We start from the raw sequence: 21,488 nt of genomic DNA, 5'->3' as shown, positions 1-21,488 counted from the left end.
TCACATGATCGCGCGTTCATTAAAAGCATGCCGAAGCGGTGGTTCCCCTACCTTATTCTGTCATGCTTGAACATAACCGACAATTCGAGGAGACGCCGCCACGATGACAGACGGGACGCTGCGCATTTCGCGTGAAGGCCATCTGGGCCGCATCACGCTCGACCGCCCACGGGCGCTTAACGCGCTTGACGCCGGGATGGTCGCGGCAATCGCCGGATGCCTCCGGACATGGCGGGAGGATCGCGAAATCCGGACCATCATGATCGACAGCACGGCCCCGCGCGCCTTTTGCGCGGGCGCCGACCTGCGCGCGCTGCACGCCCTGTTGCAGACCGGCGGGGCGGAGGCGGTGCTGTCGGTTTTCCGTGGGAACTACCGCCTTGTCTCGATGCTGGCGGGATATCCCAAGCCGATCGTCTCCTTCATGGACGGGATCTGCATGGGCGGGGGCATCGGGCTTGGCGGGCATGTCAGGCACCGGATCGTGACCGAGAATTCCGTCCTCGCCATGCCGGAGGTCGCGATCGCCCTGACCCCCGATGCCGGCGGATCCTACCTCCTGTCGCGCGCGCCCGGCCTGTCGGGGCTGCGGCTTGCGGTGACGGGCGGGCGCATGAACGCGGCGGAGGCGATCGCCGCCGGGTTCGCGGACCGGCTGGTCCCCTCGGCCCATCTGGAACAGGTGGCCACCGATCTGGCGCGGCATCCCGCCGGGCGCGTGCTGGACCTTGCCCCCGCCGTGACGGCAGAGGCGGCGGGATGGGGCGACATGGCAGAGGTTGATGCCGTCTATGACGCCCCGGACGTGAACAGCGTCCTCGAACGCCTGCGGACATGTGACGCCCCGTGGGCCGAGGCCGATCGCGCGGCGCTGGCGCAGGCCGACCCGTTCGCGGTGGAGGTCGCATGGCGCGCCTATTTCCGGGCGCGGGCGCTGCCGGATCTGGACATGGTGCTGGAACAGGAGTTCCGTCTGGTCTCGGCCCTGATCCGTCGCCCCGATTTCGCCGAGGGCATCCGCGCGCGGCTGATCGATCGCGATAACGCCCCACGATGGTCCTGCGCGGGTGGACAGGGCATAACGCCCCGACAGGTCGATGTCTGCTTTGCTCCTGCCCCCGTCTCGCTGGACCTTCCGGTCCTGCCCGCTGCCCAAGGTTGAATTCCATGCCCTTTTCCGCCGCCTATCGTCCCGCCACGCGCCACATGACACTGGGCGATGCGTTCTATGACCCCGTGAAGGCAGCGGATTTCCCGGCCCATATCCTGCGTTTCCGCAATCAGGACGCGGCCGGGCGGGTCGGGCTGGACACCCTGACGGATGCCGAGTGGATTGCCCATCTGGGGCGTTTCGAACCCCTGCCGGACAGCCTGCCGCAACCGCTTGCGCTGCGTTATCACGGGCATCAGTTCCAGTCCTACAACCCCGATCTTGGCGACGGGCGCGGGTTCCTGTTCGCGCAGCTTTATGACGCGCTGGACGGGCGGCTTCTGGATATCGGCACGAAGGGCAGCGGCACGACCCCATGGTCGCGTGGCGGCGATGGTCGGCTGACGCTCAAGGGCGGCGTGCGCGAAATCCTGGCGAGCGAGACGCTGGATGCGATCGGCGTGACCACTTCGCGCAGCCTGAGCGTCATAGAAACGGGCGAGGCCCTGCATCGGGGGGATGAACCCTCCCCCACGCGTTCATGCGTGCTGGCCCGGCTGGGACATTCGCATATCCGCATCGGCACGTTCCAGCGCCTCGCCGCGATGGAGGACCTGCCCTCCCTGCGGCTGCTGCTGGAGTATGTGATCGCGACGTACTATCCCGCGCTGTCCGGTGGCGAGGATCCGGCGGCGGACCTGCTTGACGCGCTGTGCGCGCGCCTTGCGCTGCTGACGGCGCAGTGGATGACGGCAGGGTTCGTGCATGGCATCCTCAATACCGACAACATCAACATCGCGGGCGAAAGCTTTGATTACGGCCCGTGGCGTTTTGCCCCGCATTACGATCCGTCCTTTACCGCCGCCTATTTCGATCATTCCGGGCTGTATTCCTTTGGCCGGCAGCCCACCGCCATGATGTGGAATCTGGCGCGGATGGCGGAATGTCTTCTGCCATTTTCGGAAATGGAGAAAATAAGAAGTATTTTTGAAAAATTTCCGAAACGTTATGAACGCTTCCTTGATATATGTACCCTGCAACGCCTTGGCCTGCATGAAGAATCAAGGAACAAATCCACCGAACTGCGTGAATCCGTCTGGTCTTTTCTCGAGGAAAGTCGGATCGGGTTTGAATTTCTGTTTTTTGACTGGTATGGTGGCGCCATCAGTTGTGAACGGGCCATGTCCGGACCACGGAAGTATTTTTACGAATCTTCGGCGTTCCAGGCATTGCGAAACCGGATCGAAGCCCATGCGCCGCGCGCGGGCGTCGATGTCTCGCTTGCGTATTTCAGGCGTGACGATCCCTGCGCGATGTGGATCGAAAGGGTCGAGGGGATATGGCATCCCGTCGCCCGCGATGATGACTGGTCCGCATTCCACGCGGCCATGGCACATGTTGCCGAAATGAAATCGGCCCTTGGCGCGGCAGGTCATATCCGATGTGCAACGGATGGAACCCTGACCGGGACCGGGAATTAAACAGAAACAGGATAAAGGAACAGGCATGCAGAATTATTCACCACACACCCAGACACCTCAGTCAACGGATGCCCAGTCGCCCCTGTCCGAACCCATTCCCGACCTGTCCAACCTCGAACTTTCGCCCAATGCCCACAAGACTCTCTGGCTCGCAGCCATCGTGGCCGCCATCTGCGGTGGCCTCTATGGCTACGATACCGGCATCGTTTCCGGCGCGCTGCTGCTGATCACACGCGATTTTCAGCTCAGCAGCTTCTATCAGGAGATGGTGGCCTCCGCGATCCTTGCGGGCGCGGTCATGGGATCGTTCATTACCGGCTGGATGTCCGAACGTTTCGGGCGCCGTAACTCGGTCATGATCGTCACGGCGGTGTTCGTCCTTGGCGCGATGGCCTGTGCCCTGGCGCCGGACGTGTATGCCCTGATTGCCGCGCGCGTGTTCCTGGGGCTTGCGGTGGGTGGCTCGACGCAGGTCGTGCCGATGTACATTTCCGAACTCGCCCCCGCGAAAAAGCGCGGGCACATGGTGACGATGTTCAACATCGCCATCGGTGTCGGCATCTTTACCGCCAACGTCATCGGCTTTGCCGCGCGCGATGCGTGGGGATGGCGTCCGATGGTGGCGATCGCGGCCATTCCTGCGCTGGTGGTTTTCATTTCCATGTTCTTCCTGCCCAAGAGCCCGCGCTGGGCGGCGGAAAATGAAAGCCTCGATTCCGCGATCGAGCAGCTGCGCCGGATACGCACCACGCGGCGCGAGATCCGCAAGGAGATCAAGCGGATCCAGATCACCGCGAACGAGGACGCGGACCCCGATGACATCGGCTGGCGCGGCCTGATGCAGCCATGGGTCAGGCCCGCGCTGGTCGCGGCGCTGGGCGTTGCGTTCTTCACGCAGGCCGGCGGACTGGAAATGATGATCTATTACGCGCCGACGTTCCTGTCGGATGCGGGTTTTGGCAATTCGGCGGCCCTGCTGGCCAGTATCGGGATTTCCATCGTCTATCTGGTGATGACGGTGCTGGGGTCGAACATCGTGGACCGCATCGGCCGCCGTCGCCTGGTGCTGGTGATGGGGCCTGGCTCGGTCCTCAGCCTGATCGGGCTGGGCATCATGTTCCTTGTGCATCCGGACAAGGGCAGCATCGGAAGCTGGATGATCATCATCTTCATGCTGCTGTTCATGGTGTTCAACGCCGGTGGCATTCAGGTGGTCGGCTGGCTGCTGGGCGCGGAAATGTTCCCCCTGTCGATGCGCGGCAACGCCACCAGCCTGCATTCCGCCATGCTGTGGGGCAGCGACCTGCTGGTGACCAGCACGGCGCTGACGCTGGTCTCCACCATCACGCTTGGCGGGACGATGTGGTTCTATGCCGGGGTCAATCTGGCGTCGGTGCTCTTCATCTACTTCTTCGTGCCCGAAACACGCGGTGCCTCGCTGGAGGATATCGAGGACGCGCTGCGCGAGGGACGTTTCCGCCCCACGCGCGAATGTGCCGCCATTGTCGAAGAGGAAGAGGACTGAAGTTCCGGTCCCCTTGCCTCCATGCGGTCCCATTAAGTAACAGAAGTTTTTGGGTGCCGCCTTTTTTCAAAAAGGCGGCGTTCTTCAAAGCTTTTTGAAAAAAGCTTCACTAAAAACTTTTATGGTTTCAGGCCATTTTCCTATGCCGTGCGCAGGACGACATGTTCGCCGTCATCCTGCGTCGGCAGCCCCAGCACCTGCCGGTAGAAATCCAGTTCCAGTTCAAGGGCGCGGCGGACCGTTTCCTCCTTGCGGAAACCATGTCCCTCGCCCGCGAATTCGTACTGCGCGCAGGCAATGCCGCGCTGACGCAGCGCACTGGCCATTTCGTCCGCCTGCGCGGGGGGCACGACCTTATCGTCCAGGCCATGCAGGAACAGGACCGGCACATGGATATCCGCCGCCTGCTGCAGGGGGGAGCGCGCGATATAGGTATCCTCGTCCTGCGGGTAGGGACCGATCAGCGAATCGAGGTAGCGGGATTCGAACTTGTGCGTCTCCTGCGCCAGCGCGCGCAGGTCGGTGACGCCGTACAGGCTGGTCCCGGCGGCGAACAGGTCCGAACGCGCCAGCGCCCCCAGCACCGTCAGGCCCCCTGCGCTGCTGCCACGGATGACGATACGTTTCGGATCGACCAGCCCCTGCGAAATCAGGTGGCGGCAGGCCGCGATGCAGTCATCGATGTCCACGATGCCCCATTCGCGTTCCAGACGCTGGCGATAGGGACGGCCAAAACCGGTGGAGCCACCGTAATTGACATCCACCACGGCAAAACCACGGGAGGTCCACCACTGCACCTTGAATGAAAAGGCGGGGTTCGCCCGTCCCGTCGGACCGCCATGCGCCATGACTACCAACGGCGGCAGGCTGTCGGTTGGGGCGTGGCAGCGGGCGCTGGCGGGGGGATAGAAAAAGGCATGTCCTGTTCCCGTCGCACCCTCCGGCAGTGGGAAATGCAGCGCCTGCGCGTGGGAGATGTCGACCGCCGACATGGGCAGGCTGATCGCGCGGCGCAGGACCTGCGGGGGCTGTCCGGGCGTGCCGGTCAGGACCGCCGCGGCATCGTCGGGGGGCGTATCCAGCCACGCCAGCGTGCCGTTCGACAGCGCGACCGGACACTGGGCGGGGAAATGCAGGTCCACCGGCGACGCCGCGCCATCACGCAGGATGACCGCGCGGTTCTGGCCGTCGCTGATGGCAATGGCAAGGATCGCGCCATCGGGCAGCGGGCAATAGCTGCGCAGGCCGAATACCCATTGCGGCAGCCCGATTTCCGCCTTCATCGGGGCCACGGGCTTTGCCGGCGCGGTCGTCGCCACGTCGAAACGGTAGAGGTTCCACCATCCGCTGATATCCGATGACGCCAGCAGGTGGCCGTCTGCCTCCCACCGGGGTTCGATGACGGACCGTGGGGTGCCGTCATCACCAGCCAGCGTCCATGGCGCGGCGGGACGGGGCATGTCCGTCCCTTCCTGCAGCAGTGACGCCACGCGCAGGCGGGTGGCGTCCCATGGCATGTTGGGATGGTCCCATTCAACCCATGCCATGAACCGCCCGTCGGGCGAGGGACGCGGGCTGCTGAGGAAATCCGGACCCATGACCAGCGGCGTTCCGCCGTTGTCGGTGGGATCGGCATCCGGCCCGCAGTCAAAGACGACGATGGCGGCAATGGCCTCGCCATCGGTATTATGGTCCTCGCGCACGCAGAAAACGAAACGCCCGCCCAGTCCCAGCGCGAAATCGGCAAAGCGCAGGTTCTCCATCCCGCCGAGCGGACGTGGCGCCGCGTCCCCGTCGATCAGCCAGACGGACCCGTCCGTCCGGTTGCTGAAGACGATCCGTCCCGCCGCGACCGTATAGGCCCCGCCGCCATATTCATGCACCCGTGTCCCGACATCGAACGGCGCGGGTACCATGTCCCGCGTGACGCCGTCCCGCCAGCGCACCAGCACGCGGCGTCCGCCTTCTGCCGGGCGTCCCTCGATCCAGTAGATGTCCGTGCCGTCCGCCTGCACGTCCGACAGGCTGATCGTGGCGCCAGCGACAAGGGCGGCCGTGATGGGCGACGGCCATGTGCCGTATGGGAGGGAGATCCGATCCACGGGATTGGATACGCGAGAAGCCATGTTTTATTCCTGCCACAGTGTCAGAACGTCATGATATGAACTTGGCATCGACAGGGGGTGCCGATATTTCCATGCCTTGTCCCTCATACACCACACTTGCCACAAGACAGGTAAAGTCCACTGCTCCAGCATTTTGAACAGCTTTTTCAGCATTATGGCTATGGCGTGATTGGCGTTATCGTCATGCTGGAAAGCATGGGCGTCCCGCTGCCGGCGGAAACGCTCCTGATCTCCGCGGCGATCTACTGCGCCAGTACCCATCATATGAGCATCCGCTGGGTCGCCACCGCCGGCGTGCTGGGCGCCATCATGGGGGATAATTTCGGATACCTGATCGGGCGCATTTTCGGCTTTCCGCTGCTCGAACGCCATGGGGCGAAGCTGGGCCTGACGCCCCGGCGCCTGACGCTGGGGCGTTTCCTGTTCAAGCGGCATGGGGGAACCATCGTCCTGTTCGGGCGCTTTGTCGCCATACTGCGCGTGTTCATCGCGCTGCTGGCGGGGGCCAATCACATGCCCTGGCACCTGTTCCTCATCTTCAATGCACTGGGCGGGATGCTGTGGGCCGGCGGGTATTCGTATGGCGCATACTATCTGGGGCACAAGGTGATGCAGATCTCCGGCCCCGTGGGGGTGACGTTCGGGATCCTCGGCGCGGTCGGGCTCGTGGTCTCGATCCTTTTCCTCCGCCACAATGAACAGCGCCTGACCGAAGAAGCGGAAGCCGCCATGGAAAAAGACATGCAGAAAGCCGAAAAACGGGGCGCGTCGTCATGACGGCCCATTGGGACATCACGCAGGCGCCACGCCTGGTGGGCAGGGTGGCGGTTGTCACGGGGGCCACGGGTGGTCTGGGCTATGCCACCGCGCGGGGGCTGATGTCGCGGGGCGCGCAGGTGATCCTTGCGGGTCGCAATCCGGCCAAGGGGGCCGCCGCGCTGGAACGGCTGCGGGCGGACTGTCCCGATGGGGTTGCGGATTTCATGATGCTGGATCTGGCCTCGCTGCAGTCCATTGCCGATTTCGTGCAGAACCTGTCCGGCCGCACGGGATCGGTCGATATCCTTGTCAACAATGCCGGCGTCATGGGAACGCCCCGTCGGCAGGAAACGGTCGACAGGTTCGAGATGCAGTTCGGGACGAACTATCTCGGCCCGTTCGCCCTGACCGCCCGCCTGCGTCCGCTGCTGTGCGCGGGCAGGGATGGCGCGCGTGTCGTGACGGTGGCAAGCCTTGCCGCGCTGTCGGGCCGCATCATGTTCGACGACCTTCAGGCGCGGCATCATTATACGCCGTTTACCGCCTATCGTCAGAGCAAGCTTGCCGATCTGATCCTTGCCCTTGAACTGGACCGGCAGGCGCGCCAGCACGGATGGCCGATCCATTCCATCGCGGCCCATCCCGGATGGGCCCTGACCGATATCGCCGTCAGCCGCTCCCCCATCCCGCAGGGACTGCGCGAACGCCTGCTGCGGCGTGCGACGCTGGTGGCCTTTACCCTGTTTGGACAGTCGGCCGAACATGGCGCATTGCCGATCCTGTTCGCGGCAACCGCGCCACAGGCCCGTGACGGGGGATATTACGGGCCCGATGGCTGGGGCGAACGCCGTGGCAACGTGACGGAGGCCCACATGCCCCCCGCCGCGTGCGACCTGCAACTGGCGCAGCGTCTGTGGCAGGTGTCGGAACGGCTGACGGGGACGGTGCTGTCGTGAACTCTTATTGGACCGTCATGTTTTCAGATGAGGCTGGTACAGCCTGACGGCTGTGAAATTATGGAAGTTTTTTGTGAAGCTTTTTTTCAAAAAGCTTCAAAGAACGTCACCTTTTTGAAAAAAGGCGACATCCAAAAACTTCGGTTATTTTCCCAACAGTAACTCTGGGCGAATTCCGGAGCATCAGTTCCGCACGAATGTCCAGTAAAACGGCTGACGTCCCGCCTTCAGCGCCTTGGTCTCATACCGTGTGGGGGGCCAGCCTTCGGGCCGTTCCAGAACGGGAGGGGCGGTGCGGAACAGGGTCTGCGCGCCCATGACTTCTTCCACCCATGCCTGATAGGTCGGATCGTCGCTGGCGACCTGCCAGATTGCGCCGGGTTTGAGGATACGCGCCATCATGCGCACCGTGTCGGGATGGATGAAGCGCCGCTTGGCATGGCGCGCCTTGGGCCACGGGTCGGGAAACATCAGGAACGCCCGGTCGATCGAGGCATCCGGCAGTTCGCGCAGCAGGATGCGGGCATCCTCGTCCCAGATGCGCAGCATGTCGGGGATGGGGGCGTCGCCTTCCTGATCGTCCGGCACGAGGCGGGACAGCAGCGAACACAGGCCGTTTTCAAAGACCTCGCACGCGATATAGCCGACATCGGGATGGGCCCTGTTCTGGGCAAGGGAATGTTCGCCGCTGCCAAAACCCACCTCCAGCCAGATCTCGCGTGGGGGATGGGCAAAGGCGCTGGCCGGGTCTGTCATGGCGGATGGGGGAAAACGCAGTCGCGGTAGCGTCAGGTCCAGCAGGCGTTGCTGACGGGGACGCAGCGGGTGTCCACGGTGACGCCCGTACAGGCGATCGGGCGACGCCTTTACATCCACACTAGCCGTCATGAAAACAGATCATCCTTGGTCGGATACGATGGGTGATGGTCCAAGTCCATCGCGTCATGAAACAGCCGGTCCCCGTTTTGGATGTGGACCGGCCGGGTCTCAGGCAATCAGCGGTTGAAGGCGCTGCGCAGGGTATCGACGAGGTCCGTCTTTTCCCACGTGAAGTCGTCCTTCGCCGCATCGGGCGTGCGGCCGAAATGACCATAGGCCGAAGTCTGGGTATAGATGGGGCGGTTCAGGCGCAGGTGCTTGCGGATGCCGCGCGGCGACAGGTCCATCACCTCGCGCAGGACGCGGCCCAGCTTTTCCTCATCCACGTCCTTGCCCGTTTCGGCAAGGTCCACATACACCGACAGGGGATGCGACACGCCGATCGCATACGAAATCTGCAGCGTGCAGGCATCGGCAAGGCCGGCTGCCACGATGTTCTTGGCGAGGTAGCGGCAGGCATAGGCGGCCGAACGGTCAACCTTCGTCGGATCCTTGCCCGAGAACGCGCCACCGCCATGGGGGGCCGCGCCGCCATAGGTGTCGACGATGATCTTGCGTCCCGTCAGGCCGCAGTCCCCATCGGGACCACCGATCACGAACACGCCCGTCGGATTGACATAGAACTCGTCTTCCGGGCACATCCAGCCGTCAGGCAGGACGTCCTTTACCACGCCGCGCAGTTCCTCGCGGATGGTTTCCTGGCTTGCGCCTTCGACATGCTGGGTGGAAATCACGACGGAGGTCGCGCCCACAGGCTTGCCATCGACATAGCGCAGGGTCACCTGGCTCTTGGCGTCGGGCTGCAGGGCGGCCGCGCGCGGGTCACCCGCCTTGCGCAGGTCACGGATGCGATGAAGGATGCCGTGCGCGTAATGCAGCGGGGCGGGCATCAGGCTGTCGGTTTCGCGCGTGGCAAAGCCGAACATGATGCCCTGGTCGCCCGCGCCTTCGTCCTTTTCACCGGCACTGTCAACGCCAACCGCAATATCGGCGGACTGTGCGTGGAGGTAATATTCGACCTCGGCGTTCTTCCACGAGAAACCGGGCTGGTCATAGCCAATGTCACGCACGGCCTCGCGCGCGCCTTCGATCAGCAGTTCGGGCGTGACTGAAGCCGGGCCGCGCACTTCGCCCGCAAGGACGATGCGGTTGGTCGTGACCAGCGTTTCACACGCAACACGGGACTCACCGTCTGCCGTCAGGAATGCATCAAGGACGGTATCGCTGATCCGGTCGGCAACCTTGTCGGGATGTCCTTCCGATACGGATTCCGAGGTAAACAGAAAGTCGCCTTTGTTGCGCATGTTGATTCCATAATGTCTGATAAAACGGACGATGGTAACGCCACAAAGACGGGCGCCGAAGTAGTGCACGGATTTGGCCGAAGTTCCCGGTAGCGTCAAGTTTTTTTGCGGAATGACACGATTGCGGTCGTGGAATTCACGCCAGACCCAGTACATCATCCATGGAATAGAGACCCGCCCTGCGCGTTCCGGTCCACAGCGCCGCACGCACCGCGCCGGTGGCGTAGATGCGACGGTCAAAGGAACGATGGGTCAGGGCAATCTGTTCATGGGCGGACGTGAAGATGACACTGTGTTCCCCCACGATCTGCCCCCCACGCAGGACGGCAAAGCCGATGGCGTCATCCGCACGCGGACCGGTATGGCCGCTGCGGGCGACCTCCATGTGATCCTTCAGCATGATGCCACGGCCATCCGCCACCGCGTTGCCGATTGCCAGGGCCGTGCCCGATGGCGCATCGACCTTCTGCCTGTGATGCATTTCCAGTATTTCGGCGTCATATTCGCGTCCCGGCAGGGCGGCGGCCATCTGGCGCGCCAGTCGCGTCATCAACGTCACGCCGGGGGAAAAGTTTGCCGCCTGTACCACCGGAATCTGTCGTGCCGCAACATCGACCGCATCCTGTTCGCGTTCGCCAAGTCCCGTCGTGCCCAGCACCCATGCCGTGCCACTTTGCGCAAGGTCGCGCGCATGCGCGCACACGGTCGATGCATTCGTGAAATCGATGACGACATCACAGACTTTGGCAAGGTCCGCCACCGACGTGAAAATGGGACAGATGGGGGAGGCGGCATCGGCCACGGGTTCAAGAATGCCATTGCGAGTCGACCCGCCCGCCAGCGTGGCGCCCGCCGCCACGACTTCCTCACGCAGCAGACGTCCCACCCGCCCGTTGATCCCGGCGATACCGATGCGCATCGTTTCCGCGTTCATGACAATCTCCGCCCCGTTACCCCGTAAAAAACAGATGGCGGCGCGACCGGGGGATCGCGCCGCCTGTAGCATATCCATGGTGCAGGTTGGGGGGACACCATGCATACGATGCAAAAACCTATACCTGATCAAACCGTCTTTTCAACCACATCCCCATAGGGAGGGGCGTGCGGATTACAGCTTTCCTTCGAAAAAGTCCTTGACCTTGCTGAAGAAGCCGGTGCTTTCCGGGCTGCCTTTGTCATGGCCGCCACCATCCGCCTCGAACTCTTCAAGAAGTTCGCGCTGGCGACGGGTGAGGTGACGGGGCGTTTCCACCACGACCTGAATATACATGTCGCCGCGCGCCGAAGAACGCAGGACGGAGAACCCCTTGCCACGCAGGCGGAAATTCTCGCCCGTCTGGGTGCCTGCCGGGATCTTGACCTTGGTGCGCGATCCATCGACGACCGGCACCTCGATTTCGGTGCCCAGCGCCGCCTGCGTCATGCGGACCGGCACCCGGCAGTAGATGTTGGCCCCGTCGCGCTGGAACAGCGGATGGGGCTCCACACTGATATGGACATACAGGTCGCCCGGTGTGACCCCGGCGCCCCCGGCCTCGCCCTCGCCCGACAGGCGGATGCGGGTGCCGTCTTCCACGCCGGCGGGGATCGCGACCTCCAGCGTGCGGTTCTTTTCCACCGTGCCGGTGCCGTGGCAGACCTTGCACGGATTGCGGATCAGCCGGCCGCTGCCATGGCAGGTCGGACAGGGGCGTTCGACAAAGAAAAAGCCCTGCTGCGCGCGGACCTTGCCCGCCCCATGGCATGAGGGACAGACTTCCGGCGGCTGGTCCTTGTCGGCCGAACCCGTGCCGTCACAGCTTTCGCAGGTGACGCGCGTGGGGACGGTGATCTGTTTCTTGACGCCCGAAAAGGCTTCGGCGAACGTGATGCTGACCTGAACCTGAAGGTCGGCGCCCGCGCGGCGTCCGCCACGGCGTCCGCCCATCATGTCACCGAACATCTGTTCGAAAATATCGCCCAAGCCGCCACCGCCGAAATCGAACCCGCCGGGACCCGCGCCGGGGCCGCCCCCCTCGAACGCCGCATGGCCGAAGCGGTCATAGGCGGCGCGCTTCTGATCGTCTTTCAGGACGTCATAGGCTTCGTTGATTTCCTTGAACCGTGTCTCGGCCTCGGCGTCGCCGGGATTGCGGTCGGGATGGTATTTCATGGCCAGCCGGCGATACGCCTTCTTGATCTCGGTGCCATCGGCATCCCGGGAAACTTCCAGAACCGCGTAATAATCAAGATTGGTGGCCATAATGGGTCCTCAGTGAAACGGGGCCGCCCCGAAGGAGGGGCCTGGTCAGGCAGTCCTTGTCATGGGCGCGGCCGGGCCGTTGTCGGATTGGGGTGGGAATCCGGATCGGATCCGTATCGAGTCTTTACAACAGGAAAAGCGCCCGTCTTCCACGAAGCACGGGCGCCACCTGGATCAGGGGAGGGAGCGTCAGCCCCCTTCCCCATTTACCGGAGTAATGTATGACGCCTTGCGACGATCAGGATGACTTCTTGCTGTCGTCCACATCCTCGAAGTCGGCATCCACCACTTTCTCGCCGTTCGGGCCAGCGCCCGGCGCGGCACCCGCGGCCCCGGCAGCAGCGCCCGGTTCCGCCTGGCCGGCCTTGTAAACGGCCTCGCCAACCTTCATCGCGGCCTGCGTCAGACGGTCGGTCGCCTTCTTCAGGGCTTCGGCGTCGGTGCCTTCAAGGGCCTTGCGGACCTCGGTAATCGCGGCCTCGGCTTCGGTCTTGTCGGCCGCCGGGACCTTGTCGCCGGCTTCGGACAGCGACTTTTCGACCTGATGGGTCAGACCTTCGGCCTGGTTGCGGGCCTCGACCTGTTCCTTCTTGGCCTTGTCGGCGGCGGCGTTGGCTTCCGCGTCCTTGACCATGTTTTCGATATCGGCTTCGGATAGACCACCAGATGCCTGGATCTTGATCTGCTGTTCCTTGCCGGTGGCCTTGTCCTTGGCGGACACGGACACGATGCCGTTGGCGTCGATGTCGAACGTCACCTCGATCTGCGGCACGCCACGCGGTGCGGGGGCGATGCCCGTCAGGTCAAACGTGCCCAGCAGCTTGTTGTCGGCCGCCATTTCGCGTTCGCCCTGATAGACCTTGATGGTCACGGCGCTCTGGTTGTCTTCCGCAGTGGAGAAGGTCTGGCTCTTCTTCGTCGGGATCGTCGTGTTGCGGTCGATCAGGCGGGTGAACACGCCACCCAGCGTCTCGATCCCCAGCGACAGCGGCGTGACGTCGAGCAGCAGGACGTCCTTCACGTCACCTTGCAGCACCGCGCCCTGGACCGCGGCGCCGATCGCGACGACTTCGTCCGGGTTCACGTTGCGGGCGGGTTCCTTGCCGAAGAACTGCTTCACCGCCTCGATCACCTTGGGCATGCGGGTCATGCCGCCGACCAGGATGACTTCGTCGATTTCACCAGCGTTGACCGACGCATCCTTCAGCGCGGCGCGGCAGGGTTCCAGCGTGCGCTGGATCAGGTCGTCAACCAGGCTTTCCAGCTTCGCACGGGTCAGCTTCAGCACGAGGTGCTTCGGACCGGACGCGTCGGCCGTGATGAACGGCAGGTTGATTTCCGTCTCCTTGGAGGAGGACAGTTCGATCTTCGCCTTTTCCGCCGCTTCCTTCAGACGCTGCAGGGCCAGCTTGTCCTGACGCAGGTCGATGCCCTGCTCGCGCTTGAACTCGTCCGCGAGGTAGCTGATGATCCGCGCGTCGAAGTCTTCACCGCCGAGGAAGGTGTCACCGTTGGTGGACTTCACCTCGATCACGCCGTCGGAGATTTCGAGGATCGAGACGTCGAACGTGCCGCCACCAAGGTCATAGACCGCGATCGTGCCGCCGTTCTTCTTCTGCAGGCCATAGGCCAGGGCGGCCGCCGTCGGCTCGTTGATGATGCGCAGGACTTCGAGGCCCGCGATGCGGCCCGCATCCTTCGTCGCCTGACGCTGCGCGTCGTTGAAGTAGGCGGGAACCGTGATGACGGCCTGCGTCACCGGCTCGCCAAGGTAGGATTCGGCCGTTTCCTTCATCTTGCCCAGGATGAAGGCGGAAATCTGTGCCGGGGCATACTTCTTGCCCTGTGCCTCGACCCATGCGTCGCCGTTGTCGCCCTTGACGATGGCATAGGGGACAAGTTCCTTGTCCTTCGCCACGGTCGGGTCGTCGTAACGGCGGCCGATCAGGCGCTTGACGGCATAAAGGGTGTTGGCGGGGTTCGTGACCGCCTGACGCTTGGCGGCCTGGCCGACCAGCATTTCACCGCTGTCGGTGAACGCGACCATCGACGGGGTGGTACGTGCGCCTTCGCTGTTTTCAATAACGCGGGTTTCATCGCCTTCGCGGACCGCGACGCACGAATTGGTCGTGCCAAGGTCAATACCGATAACCTTACCCATGAATACTCTCCTTGATAGCGGCCTTGACGGGCCCGAAGCACCCGAAAAAGCCCTTTTGATCATTCATTTGCCGACAGGTGGAAAATAAGGACTGCATCGTCACATCCTCGCTGGTTCCGCCCGTCAGCGTTACTTTCTGATTTAAGCAGGCCCGCCAGCCCTTTCAAGGGGGCGCAGGCCGATCAATCGGGATTTTCAGCCCGTGATATCAGGCATGTCCCTTGGACACGACAACCATCGCGGGCTTCAGCAGACGACCGTGCAGGGTCCATGCCGGCGTCCACGCCTGCATCACGGTCCCGGCCGCGTGTTCATCGCTGTGCTGTTCCGCCATGGCCTGATGCAGGTTGGCGTCGAAGGGCTTGCCCTGCGGATCGACGGCGACGATGCCGTTGCGTTCCAGAATGCCCAGGAACGAACGCTCGGTGCTTTCGATTCCTTCGCGCATGCTCTTGACGATGCCTTCCTCGCCCTCGGTCCTGGCAGGCAGGCTGGCGAGCGCACGCTTGAGGTTTTCCGCGGCCTCTACCACGTCGCGGGCGAATTTCTGCGTGGCGTACTGCCGCGCATCCTCGATCTCGCGCTTGGTGCGGTTGCGCAGGTTCTGCATTTCGGCTTCGGCGCGCATCCACTTTTCGCGCATCGCCGCGACTTCGGCCTCCAGCTCCGCGATGCGGTCGGCCGGTTCGGCCGCCGTCGTGGACGTTTCGCCTGCCTCGGCCGCCGGAGCGTCATGAGGCTGCTGTCCCTCGGGCTGGTGCTGGTGTGTGCCTGCGCCGGATGCGGCGTCGGCGTGGGGGGTGGGGTCTGTATCGTGGGTCATGACCTATCAAGTAGGTAACGGTCGCCAGATGGACAAGGCATAACGGTATGCGCAGGCATGCCGAATTTGCGTGCTGCCCCGTCAGCTGCCGGACGGCCGTCCCGTCCCTTCCTCGTGTTCATCATTATGGCGCATGCCCTCATGACATGCGGACCGATATGACGCTATGCTCCAACCGCCCCCCAAGGCAAGCCCCCACGACGCGCGCGCCCGATGGCCGCCATCCGCAGATAAAACATGAAGAGATCCTGATGGAGCCGACGAAACAGACGATCGTACTGGTTGATGACGATCGCAACATCCTGACGTCCGTGCAGATGACGCTGGAAGCGGAAGGGTTCACCGTCCAGACCTATACCGACGGGGAAAGCGCGCTGCACGGACTGATGAGCCGCCCGGCAGACCTTGCAGTGCTGGATATCAAGATGCCGCGCATGGACGGGATGGAACTCCTCCAGCGCCTGCGCGCGCGCTCGCAGCTGCCGGTCATTTTCCTGTCGTCCAAGGACGAGGAGGTGGACCAGTTGATGGGCCTGCGGCTGGGCGCGGATGATTACATCACCAAGCCCTTTTCGCAGCGCCTGCTGCTGGAGCGCATCCGCGCGCTGCTGCGGCGGAATGAACTGACCCGCAACGAGGCCGTGGGCGCAAGCCCGACCAGCAACATGATCCGCGGCAACCTGTCGCTGGACGAAACGCGCCATCAGTGCCTGTGGCATGGCCGCGACATCCAGCTGACGGTGACGGAATTCCTGCTGGTCAAGGCGCTGGCGACGCGCCCCGGACTGGTGAAGTCGCGCGATCAGCTGATTGACGCCGCCTATGGCGAGAACATCTATGTCGATGACCGCACCATCGACAGCCACATCAAGCGCGTGCGCAAGAAATTCCGCCAGGTGGACGAGGATTTCAACCAGATCGAGACGCTGTACGGCATCGGGTACCGCTACAAGGAAGAGTAGGAACATCCCCTGAGGCGCCCCTTCCCCATGTCTGATATCGCCTCTGATATCGCCCTGAGGCTGTCGTCCCTGCGCGCGTGGTTGCGCAGGATCCGCAGGAAGGGCGCCGGCAACAGGCTGTCAGCCAACAATGCCGCCGCGGCAGCCTATATGGAGTACCGCACGCGGCTTGTCTCGCCCCTGATGCGGCGGATCCTGCTGGTCAACATGCTGCCGCTGGGGCTGCTGGCGCTGACGCTGCTGTACCTGACGCAGTTCCAGAACAGCCTGCTGGAGGCCGAGGTCTCCGCGCTGCGTGAACAGGCGCGGATCTATGCCGGTGCGCTGGGGCAAAGTGCCGTGACCACCACCCGGCATGGGGTTTTGCTGGACCCTGCGCTGGCGCGTCCGCTGCTGCTGCGCCTGACCGAGCCCAGCCCCAACGCGCGGGCGCGCCTGTTCGCCCCGGACGGCCAGCCCGTGGCGGACAGCCGCGCGGAACGGACAAGCCCGCGCCCGCCGCGTCATGGACCGGGCGCGCATGACGGGATGGTCGGGGAAGAGGAGGATCGTTCCCCCCTGTATCCCGAAACCCGCAACATCGGGGAGCGGCTGTACAACTGGCTTCTGTCGCAGCTGCCGACCCTGTCGGGCGAGCGGATCATGACGCTCGATACGCCTGATACCGACCCGTCGGTGCAGCCGGTGGCGGGGCCGAACGGGACGCGCATCATGGAAATGCCGCCCTATATCCGTCGCACCGCGCACCAGCGCCTGATGGTGACGGTGGCCGAACCCGTCATGCATGACGGACAGACCACGGTAGGCATCATCCAGCTGACGCGCGAGGCACGGGACGTGGACCGTTCCCTGTTCGCCGTGCGTTCGTCGATCCTGTCGCTGTTCCTGATGGCGCTGGCGCTGACGATCCTGCTGTCATGGTACCTGTCGCTGACGATCGCGCGGCCGCTGCTGCGGCTGGCGGCGTCGGCGCATGTCATGCGCGAATCTTCCGGCCGGACGGACACGGTGCCCGAGCGTCTGCTGGCGCGCCGTGACGAGATCGGGGAAGTTGCCCGCGCGTTGCAGGACAGTGCCAGCGCATTGTGGGCACGCATGGACGCCATCGAACGTTTTGCCGCCGATGTCAGCCATGAGATCAAGAATCCCCTGTCATCCATCCGCTCCGCCATCGAAACCCTGTTGCGGATCGAGGACCCTGAGCGGCAGAAGCGGCTGATGATGATCATTCATGATGACGTACGCAGGCTGGATCGCCTGATTACCGATATTTCCGACGCCAGCCGCGTGGATGCCGAAATCTCCCGCGCGCGGGCCGAGCCCGTGGCGGTGGTGCCATTGCTGTCGGTGCTGGCGGAAATACATCAGACCACGCGTCAGCCCGGTCAGCCCGTCATGAGCGTCGCCAGCAGCGGCAACAGCGCGGAGCGGCCCCTGACGGTCATGGCGGTGGAGGACCGGCTGGTGCAGGTGCTGCGCAACCTGATCGGCAATGCGATTTCCTTCTCTCCCCCTGATGGGCAGATCCTGCTGAGCGCCGTGCCTGCGGGCAACATGGTCGAAATCGCTGTCGCGGACGAAGGGCCGGGCATTCCGCAGGCAAAACTGGACAATATCTTTGACCGTTTTTACTCCGAACGGCCCACCAGCGAGAATTTCGGACAGCATTCCGGGCTGGGCCTGTCCATCAGCCGTCAGATTGTCGAGGCATTGCGTGGGACAATCAGCGCGGAAAACCGCATTGATGCCGATGGACATGTCATCGGCGCGCGCTTTGTGATCTGCCTGCCACGGGTGGGGTAGGGGAATGGTGATCTTGGCTGTCAGGTCGCGAGATGTCATTGGCGTAATCGAGAATTTCATCAACTTGCTTCATGATGTCATCCAGCATTGGTGTGATATAGTCTGGGTTTCAGTTTTGGGGATGCCTGCAAAGCCATGACGAAATCTGCTTTGTTGGCAAGAGTCCAGCCAGAACACGCCGTTTTTAGTGGTTGTAAGATAAAGAAGCATATCTTGAGAAAAATCTCGAAATCAGCGTGACTGCCAACTCGCCCGTTGATGCGTTCGATCATGCCATCGGTATGCGGCGAATAGGCCTTGGTTCAACATTGATCGACACTCATTTTGCGACAGGCCGCTTCAAAGGCATTCGTCGTAAAGCATGAACTGCGAATCGGTCAGGATATGGGTAGTTCAGAAAGGAAAAGAGACGTTTATCTGTCCCGTTGTGGCCCGTATCTCCAACTTTGCCATGGGCGGAGATATAATCCGGTGCCATTGTGCCACCGTTCAACTCATAATACCTGATCCTATCCTATGCTCCGTGCTCCAACATGGCGTCTTAAGAATTACTCATTCCAAAAAAGGAAGCCTGAATGTCGATTTGACCTATAGGAATGTTCGAGCAAGGAAGACCTTACCATCGCTACGCGTAACTGTTTCTTGAAAAGTAGCGTCATGATGCCAACCAGCACGATACATTTGTTCTTCAAGAACGAATTCGCGTGGTTCGCGACATGGTGCATGACGGATGAGGCACAGATTACTGTGTAGCATGGCGTGATGCGCAACGCCCCGAATCATAGGAATATGGCAGAAACAGTCCTACCTCAGATGTATGGTTATAGGATGGATTCGATCCCATTTCATTCCGTTTCTCCCTACCACATCAGTGGTATCGACATGGCGGATGTTGTTACGTAATATCCCCTCCAAATATGTTCTTTTGAGGTAACTGACGTGAAATTTCCTCTTGGCGGTAGAAACGCAGCACTTCTACAGGCGGCGCGGGCTGAAAAAAAAGCTGGCCGCTGGTCGAAAGCGGCTGAGTTATATCAGGATTACTTGTCGAAGGCAGGACGTAACGCACGAACATTCCGGCATATTGTTCAGTTAGGCAACTGTCTGAAAGATGCCGGCCATTATGATGAAGCCCTGGCTGCATATAACGACGCGGAAAAGATCGACAATAAAAATTCCGATCTTTATTTGCAGCGTGGCCATCTCTTCAAGCTGATGCAGAATTTTCCTGCATCGGCTTATGCCTATCAGAAAGCTTACAATCTTGATCCCAGCAACCATCACGCCAAGGAAGAAATAGAGCATAGCGGCGCGCTTGCGGTCGTCCAGGCTCCCCTTTCGGAACAGAACCAGGTTGTTCGGACCATCTGGCTGGATGTTGCCGACTTCCTTATCTATGCCCAGCATAATACCAGTATGAGCGGCATCCAGCGCGTCATCGCCAATCTGGTTTTGTACCTTCGAGACTTCACTGCCGCCGGATGGCGTGTGGTACCGGTTGCCCCCGAGTATGACCAGGATCGCATTCTGTCGGTCAAGACAAACGACATGATCGACCTGATCAATGTGTATGACTCCGTGGACTGCAATCATGAAACTATTCTAAAGAGCGTACAGAAAGCGTACGACGGACGCACCCGGGTCTGGCCTGCGGCAGGGGACGTGCTGTGCATGGCCGGCGCTTTCTGGATCCTGCCGAATTACGACGGCGTCATGAGGCTGAAGCAAAAAGGGATCATGTTCTGCCCGTTCATCCATGATCTGCTGCAGATCCGTGAACCGGAATATGTTCAGCGGGCCGCGACCGACAAGTTCCAGATTCAGATGAGTGATGCCTCTGAACTGAGTGATTTCATTTTAACCAACTCGGAATATGTTGCCTCTGATGTTCGTACTTACATCAAGGAGACAAAGCTGACCGAGAGGCCGGTAAATGCGGTTGTACTCCCCACCGAACTCAAGATGACGACGAGCGATGTTCACATCGATGATGAGAAGATCAAGTTTGTCGTAAACCATGACTATGTTCTGTGTGTTTCAACCATCGAGATACGAAAAAACCACAAGCTTCTGATTTCCGTATGGGAAAAGCTGCGCGAGGAGATGGGAGACAAGGCGCCCTTCCTCGTCCTTATAGGGAAATGGGGCTGGCAAATTGATGAATTTCATCAATATATCGAAGAAAAAGGCTACATCGACGACTGGCTGTTCATATTTAATGGAATTCCCGATGTAGAAATGGAATACCTTTACAAGCATTGCATGTTTACGGTGTATCCGAGCTTCGCTGAAGGATTTGGCCTGCCCATCGGCGAAAGTCTCGTTTATGGCAAGCCATGTATCGCATCCGACACGACATCCATGCCTGAAGTTGGCGGGAAGTTCGTGCGCTATATTGATCCGTTCGATGCGGAAGGGGCTTATCCTATTATTCGGAAACCTATTGTTGATCGTCAGGATCTGAAACAGTGGGAAGACGAGATCAAAAAGGACTTCCGCCCCAAGAGGTGGAGTGATTTCTGCTCCGAATTCTACAATGCCATTGCCAAAGAAGCCGATTCAATCAAATCGGACGTAACAAGTGCATTTGTCTATCTGCCGCCAGAATACCTTATCGAAGGTGGTGATCACGATATCCTCATTCGTGCGGCGGAAGAAAAGCCTATCGTTACTTTCCGCTCGGCACGTATTGTAAACTGGCATCCCAATGAAAACTGGGGCTGCTGGAGTTCGTCCCGTCGATCGGAAATCGCGTTCCGCACCGACCTGTCGGAAGGGGAAAAGGCTGAAGTTTTCCTGCGTTTTCACAGAACTCCCTACAATGCCGCCAATCCTTTTGTTGTTATCGACGGAGGAGATGGCATTCAAAATGCACCCTTGACGGAACATCCGACATTCTACCGTGTTATAGCGCGTGTCCAGAAAGGCGGCGTGATCCACCTTAAATTACTTGCGCGTGGATATTTCCCCGCGGCCCATGGCCGGGAAATTTTCATCGCATGGAGTGGCCTCGCCTATTGCCGTTATGACGATCCTGGTGCGCTTACGGCAACGCTGAATGCGCTTCTTCCGATAGCCAAAGAAAAGTAATTTAGCCTGACAGCTATGCGTTCAGTCCCGGGATTTGGTAGTGCACTATTTTCCCGCGAGCGGAAGGAAACCCTATGGGATAAATACGTCATGGCAGCGCCATGATCACGCACATGGTACGGGAAGCCGCACCGCGCTCGAAAGCTAAAGTTTCGCACCCGGTGCTGAATTAGGCCTAGGGCGTGTCGTCAGTTAATTCCGATGATGGCGGAAACGAGTTGCACGGC

General features: G+C 61.4%; 16 protein-coding genes. 8 read left to right on the top strand and 8 right to left on the bottom strand.

Features of this window, described 5'->3' with window-relative positions; all coding sequences use genetic code 11:
- Positions 1-103 precede the first annotated feature (103 nt).
- The 3 genes from NJLHNGOC_RS11965 to NJLHNGOC_RS11955 are packed head-to-tail and all read left to right on the top strand — an operon-like array spanning position 104 to position 4,156.
- Entirely contained in the window at positions 104-1,162 is a 1,059-nt protein-coding gene (locus NJLHNGOC_RS11965; RefSeq protein ID WP_113596574.1) for an enoyl-CoA hydratase/isomerase family protein, read from the top strand.
- 5 nt (positions 1,163-1,167) lie between these two features.
- Positions 1,168-2,631: a protein adenylyltransferase SelO gene (locus NJLHNGOC_RS11960; RefSeq protein WP_113596573.1), complete on the top strand. Its 1,464-nt coding sequence runs from the start codon at positions 1,168-1,170 to the stop codon at positions 2,629-2,631.
- A 25-nt stretch (positions 2,632-2,656) separates the two neighbouring features.
- Positions 2,657-4,156, top strand: a complete 1,500-nt coding sequence (locus NJLHNGOC_RS11955; protein WP_113596572.1) for a sugar porter family MFS transporter — start codon at positions 2,657-2,659, stop codon at positions 4,154-4,156.
- A gap of 140 nt (positions 4,157-4,296) precedes the next feature.
- Here NJLHNGOC_RS11955 and NJLHNGOC_RS11950 read toward each other — a convergent pair whose 3' ends face one another.
- On the bottom strand, positions 4,297-6,282 hold the full coding sequence (locus tag NJLHNGOC_RS11950) for a prolyl oligopeptidase family serine peptidase (protein ID WP_113596571.1): 1,986 nt from the start codon (positions 6,280-6,282) through the stop codon (positions 4,297-4,299).
- A 183-nt stretch (positions 6,283-6,465) separates the two neighbouring features.
- Between NJLHNGOC_RS11950 and NJLHNGOC_RS11945 the strand changes: the two genes are divergently transcribed.
- Positions 6,466-7,059 carry a DedA family protein gene (locus NJLHNGOC_RS11945; protein ID WP_206057964.1) on the top strand — a complete coding sequence of 198 codons (594 nt, stop codon included), beginning with the start codon at positions 6,466-6,468 and terminating at the stop codon, positions 7,057-7,059.
- Positions 7,056-7,997 (top strand): SDR family oxidoreductase, encoded by a 942-nt coding sequence (locus tag NJLHNGOC_RS11940; RefSeq protein ID WP_113596570.1) that lies wholly within the window; start codon positions 7,056-7,058, stop codon positions 7,995-7,997. The genes NJLHNGOC_RS11945 and NJLHNGOC_RS11940 overlap by 4 nt, the downstream gene beginning before the upstream one ends.
- A gap of 183 nt (positions 7,998-8,180) precedes the next feature.
- On the opposite strand, the gene trmB is transcribed toward NJLHNGOC_RS11940, so the two are convergent.
- The 6 genes from trmB to NJLHNGOC_RS11910 all read right to left on the bottom strand — a co-directional run bounded on the left by trmB (position 8,181) and on the right by NJLHNGOC_RS11910 (position 15,406).
- Positions 8,181-8,885, bottom strand: a complete 705-nt coding sequence (gene trmB / locus NJLHNGOC_RS11935; RefSeq protein ID WP_113596569.1) for a tRNA (guanine(46)-N(7))-methyltransferase TrmB — start codon at positions 8,883-8,885, stop codon at positions 8,181-8,183.
- A gap of 107 nt (positions 8,886-8,992) precedes the next feature.
- Positions 8,993-10,180: a methionine adenosyltransferase gene (gene metK / locus NJLHNGOC_RS11930; protein ID WP_113596620.1), complete on the bottom strand. Its 1,188-nt coding sequence runs from the start codon at positions 10,178-10,180 to the stop codon at positions 8,993-8,995.
- Positions 10,181-10,316: 136 nt separating this feature from the next.
- Positions 10,317-11,114, bottom strand: coding sequence for a 4-hydroxy-tetrahydrodipicolinate reductase (gene dapB / locus NJLHNGOC_RS11925; protein ID WP_113596619.1), 798 nt, complete (start codon positions 11,112-11,114; stop codon positions 10,317-10,319).
- Between the two features lie 174 nt (positions 11,115-11,288).
- The gene (dnaJ, locus tag NJLHNGOC_RS11920; RefSeq protein WP_113596568.1) at positions 11,289-12,422 is read right to left on the bottom strand and encodes a molecular chaperone DnaJ; all 1,134 of its coding nucleotides are present in this window, start codon (positions 12,420-12,422) and stop codon (positions 11,289-11,291) included.
- 238 nt (positions 12,423-12,660) lie between these two features.
- On the bottom strand, positions 12,661-14,583 hold the full coding sequence (gene dnaK, locus NJLHNGOC_RS11915; RefSeq protein WP_113596567.1) for a molecular chaperone DnaK: 1,923 nt from the start codon (positions 14,581-14,583) through the stop codon (positions 12,661-12,663).
- Positions 14,584-14,791: 208 nt separating this feature from the next.
- On the bottom strand, positions 14,792-15,406 hold the full coding sequence (locus NJLHNGOC_RS11910) for a nucleotide exchange factor GrpE (RefSeq protein WP_113596566.1): 615 nt from the start codon (positions 15,404-15,406) through the stop codon (positions 14,792-14,794).
- 251 nt (positions 15,407-15,657) lie between these two features.
- Here NJLHNGOC_RS11910 and NJLHNGOC_RS11905 point away from each other — a divergent pair, with 251 nt between their 5' ends.
- Both NJLHNGOC_RS11905 and NJLHNGOC_RS11900 read left to right on the top strand, forming a co-directional pair.
- Positions 15,658-16,368: a response regulator transcription factor gene (locus NJLHNGOC_RS11905; RefSeq protein WP_113596618.1), complete on the top strand. Its 711-nt coding sequence runs from the start codon at positions 15,658-15,660 to the stop codon at positions 16,366-16,368.
- A 150-nt stretch (positions 16,369-16,518) separates the two neighbouring features.
- Entirely contained in the window at positions 16,519-18,171 is a 1,653-nt protein-coding gene (locus NJLHNGOC_RS11900) for a stimulus-sensing domain-containing protein (protein ID WP_113596617.1), read from the top strand.
- A gap of 77 nt (positions 18,172-18,248) precedes the next feature.
- Here the strand turns inward: NJLHNGOC_RS11900 and NJLHNGOC_RS15735 are convergent, their stop codons facing one another.
- Positions 18,249-18,443 (bottom strand): hypothetical protein, encoded by a 195-nt coding sequence (locus tag NJLHNGOC_RS15735; protein ID WP_133258743.1) that lies wholly within the window; start codon positions 18,441-18,443, stop codon positions 18,249-18,251.
- 667 nt (positions 18,444-19,110) lie between these two features.
- Here NJLHNGOC_RS15735 and NJLHNGOC_RS11895 point away from each other — a divergent pair.
- Positions 19,111-21,261: a glycosyltransferase family 4 protein gene (locus tag NJLHNGOC_RS11895; protein WP_133258742.1), complete on the top strand. Its 2,151-nt coding sequence runs from the start codon at positions 19,111-19,113 to the stop codon at positions 21,259-21,261.
- Positions 21,262-21,488: the final 227 nt, after the last annotated feature.

Source organism: Novacetimonas cocois (assembly GCF_003311635.1).
GTDB lineage: Bacteria > Pseudomonadota > Alphaproteobacteria > Acetobacterales > Acetobacteraceae > Novacetimonas > Novacetimonas cocois.
This window is presented reverse-complemented; position numbering and strand designations above follow the sequence as displayed.

What these genes read in the sequence shown, in the direction of transcription:
- NJLHNGOC_RS11965 (WP_113596574.1), top strand. Translation starts at nt 104, where the DNA reads ATGACAGACGGGACGCTGCGCATTTCGCGTGAAGGCCATCTGGGCCGC.
- NJLHNGOC_RS11960 (WP_113596573.1), top strand. Translation starts at nt 1,168, where the DNA reads ATGCCCTTTTCCGCCGCCTATCGTCCCGCCACGCGCCACATGACACTG.
- NJLHNGOC_RS11955 (WP_113596572.1), top strand. Translation starts at nt 2,657, where the DNA reads ATGCAGAATTATTCACCACACACCCAGACACCTCAGTCAACGGATGCC.
- NJLHNGOC_RS11950 (WP_113596571.1), bottom strand. Translation starts at nt 6,282, where the DNA reads ATGGCTTCTCGCGTATCCAATCCCGTGGATCGGATCTCCCTCCCATAC.
- NJLHNGOC_RS11945 (WP_206057964.1), top strand. Translation starts at nt 6,466, where the DNA reads ATGCTGGAAAGCATGGGCGTCCCGCTGCCGGCGGAAACGCTCCTGATC.
- NJLHNGOC_RS11940 (WP_113596570.1), top strand. Translation starts at nt 7,056, where the DNA reads ATGACGGCCCATTGGGACATCACGCAGGCGCCACGCCTGGTGGGCAGG.
- trmB (WP_113596569.1), bottom strand. Translation starts at nt 8,885, where the DNA reads ATGACGGCTAGTGTGGATGTAAAGGCGTCGCCCGATCGCCTGTACGGG.
- metK (WP_113596620.1), bottom strand. Translation starts at nt 10,180, where the DNA reads ATGCGCAACAAAGGCGACTTTCTGTTTACCTCGGAATCCGTATCGGAA.
- dapB (WP_113596619.1), bottom strand. Translation starts at nt 11,114, where the DNA reads ATGAACGCGGAAACGATGCGCATCGGTATCGCCGGGATCAACGGGCGG.
- dnaJ (WP_113596568.1), bottom strand. Translation starts at nt 12,422, where the DNA reads ATGGCCACCAATCTTGATTATTACGCGGTTCTGGAAGTTTCCCGGGAT.
- dnaK (WP_113596567.1), bottom strand. Translation starts at nt 14,583, where the DNA reads ATGGGTAAGGTTATCGGTATTGACCTTGGCACGACCAATTCGTGCGTC.
- NJLHNGOC_RS11910 (WP_113596566.1), bottom strand. Translation starts at nt 15,406, where the DNA reads ATGACCCACGATACAGACCCCACCCCCCACGCCGACGCCGCATCCGGC.
- NJLHNGOC_RS11905 (WP_113596618.1), top strand. Translation starts at nt 15,658, where the DNA reads ATGGAGCCGACGAAACAGACGATCGTACTGGTTGATGACGATCGCAAC.
- NJLHNGOC_RS11900 (WP_113596617.1), top strand. Translation starts at nt 16,519, where the DNA reads ATGGAGTACCGCACGCGGCTTGTCTCGCCCCTGATGCGGCGGATCCTG.
- NJLHNGOC_RS15735 (WP_133258743.1), bottom strand. Translation starts at nt 18,443, where the DNA reads ATGATCGAACGCATCAACGGGCGAGTTGGCAGTCACGCTGATTTCGAG.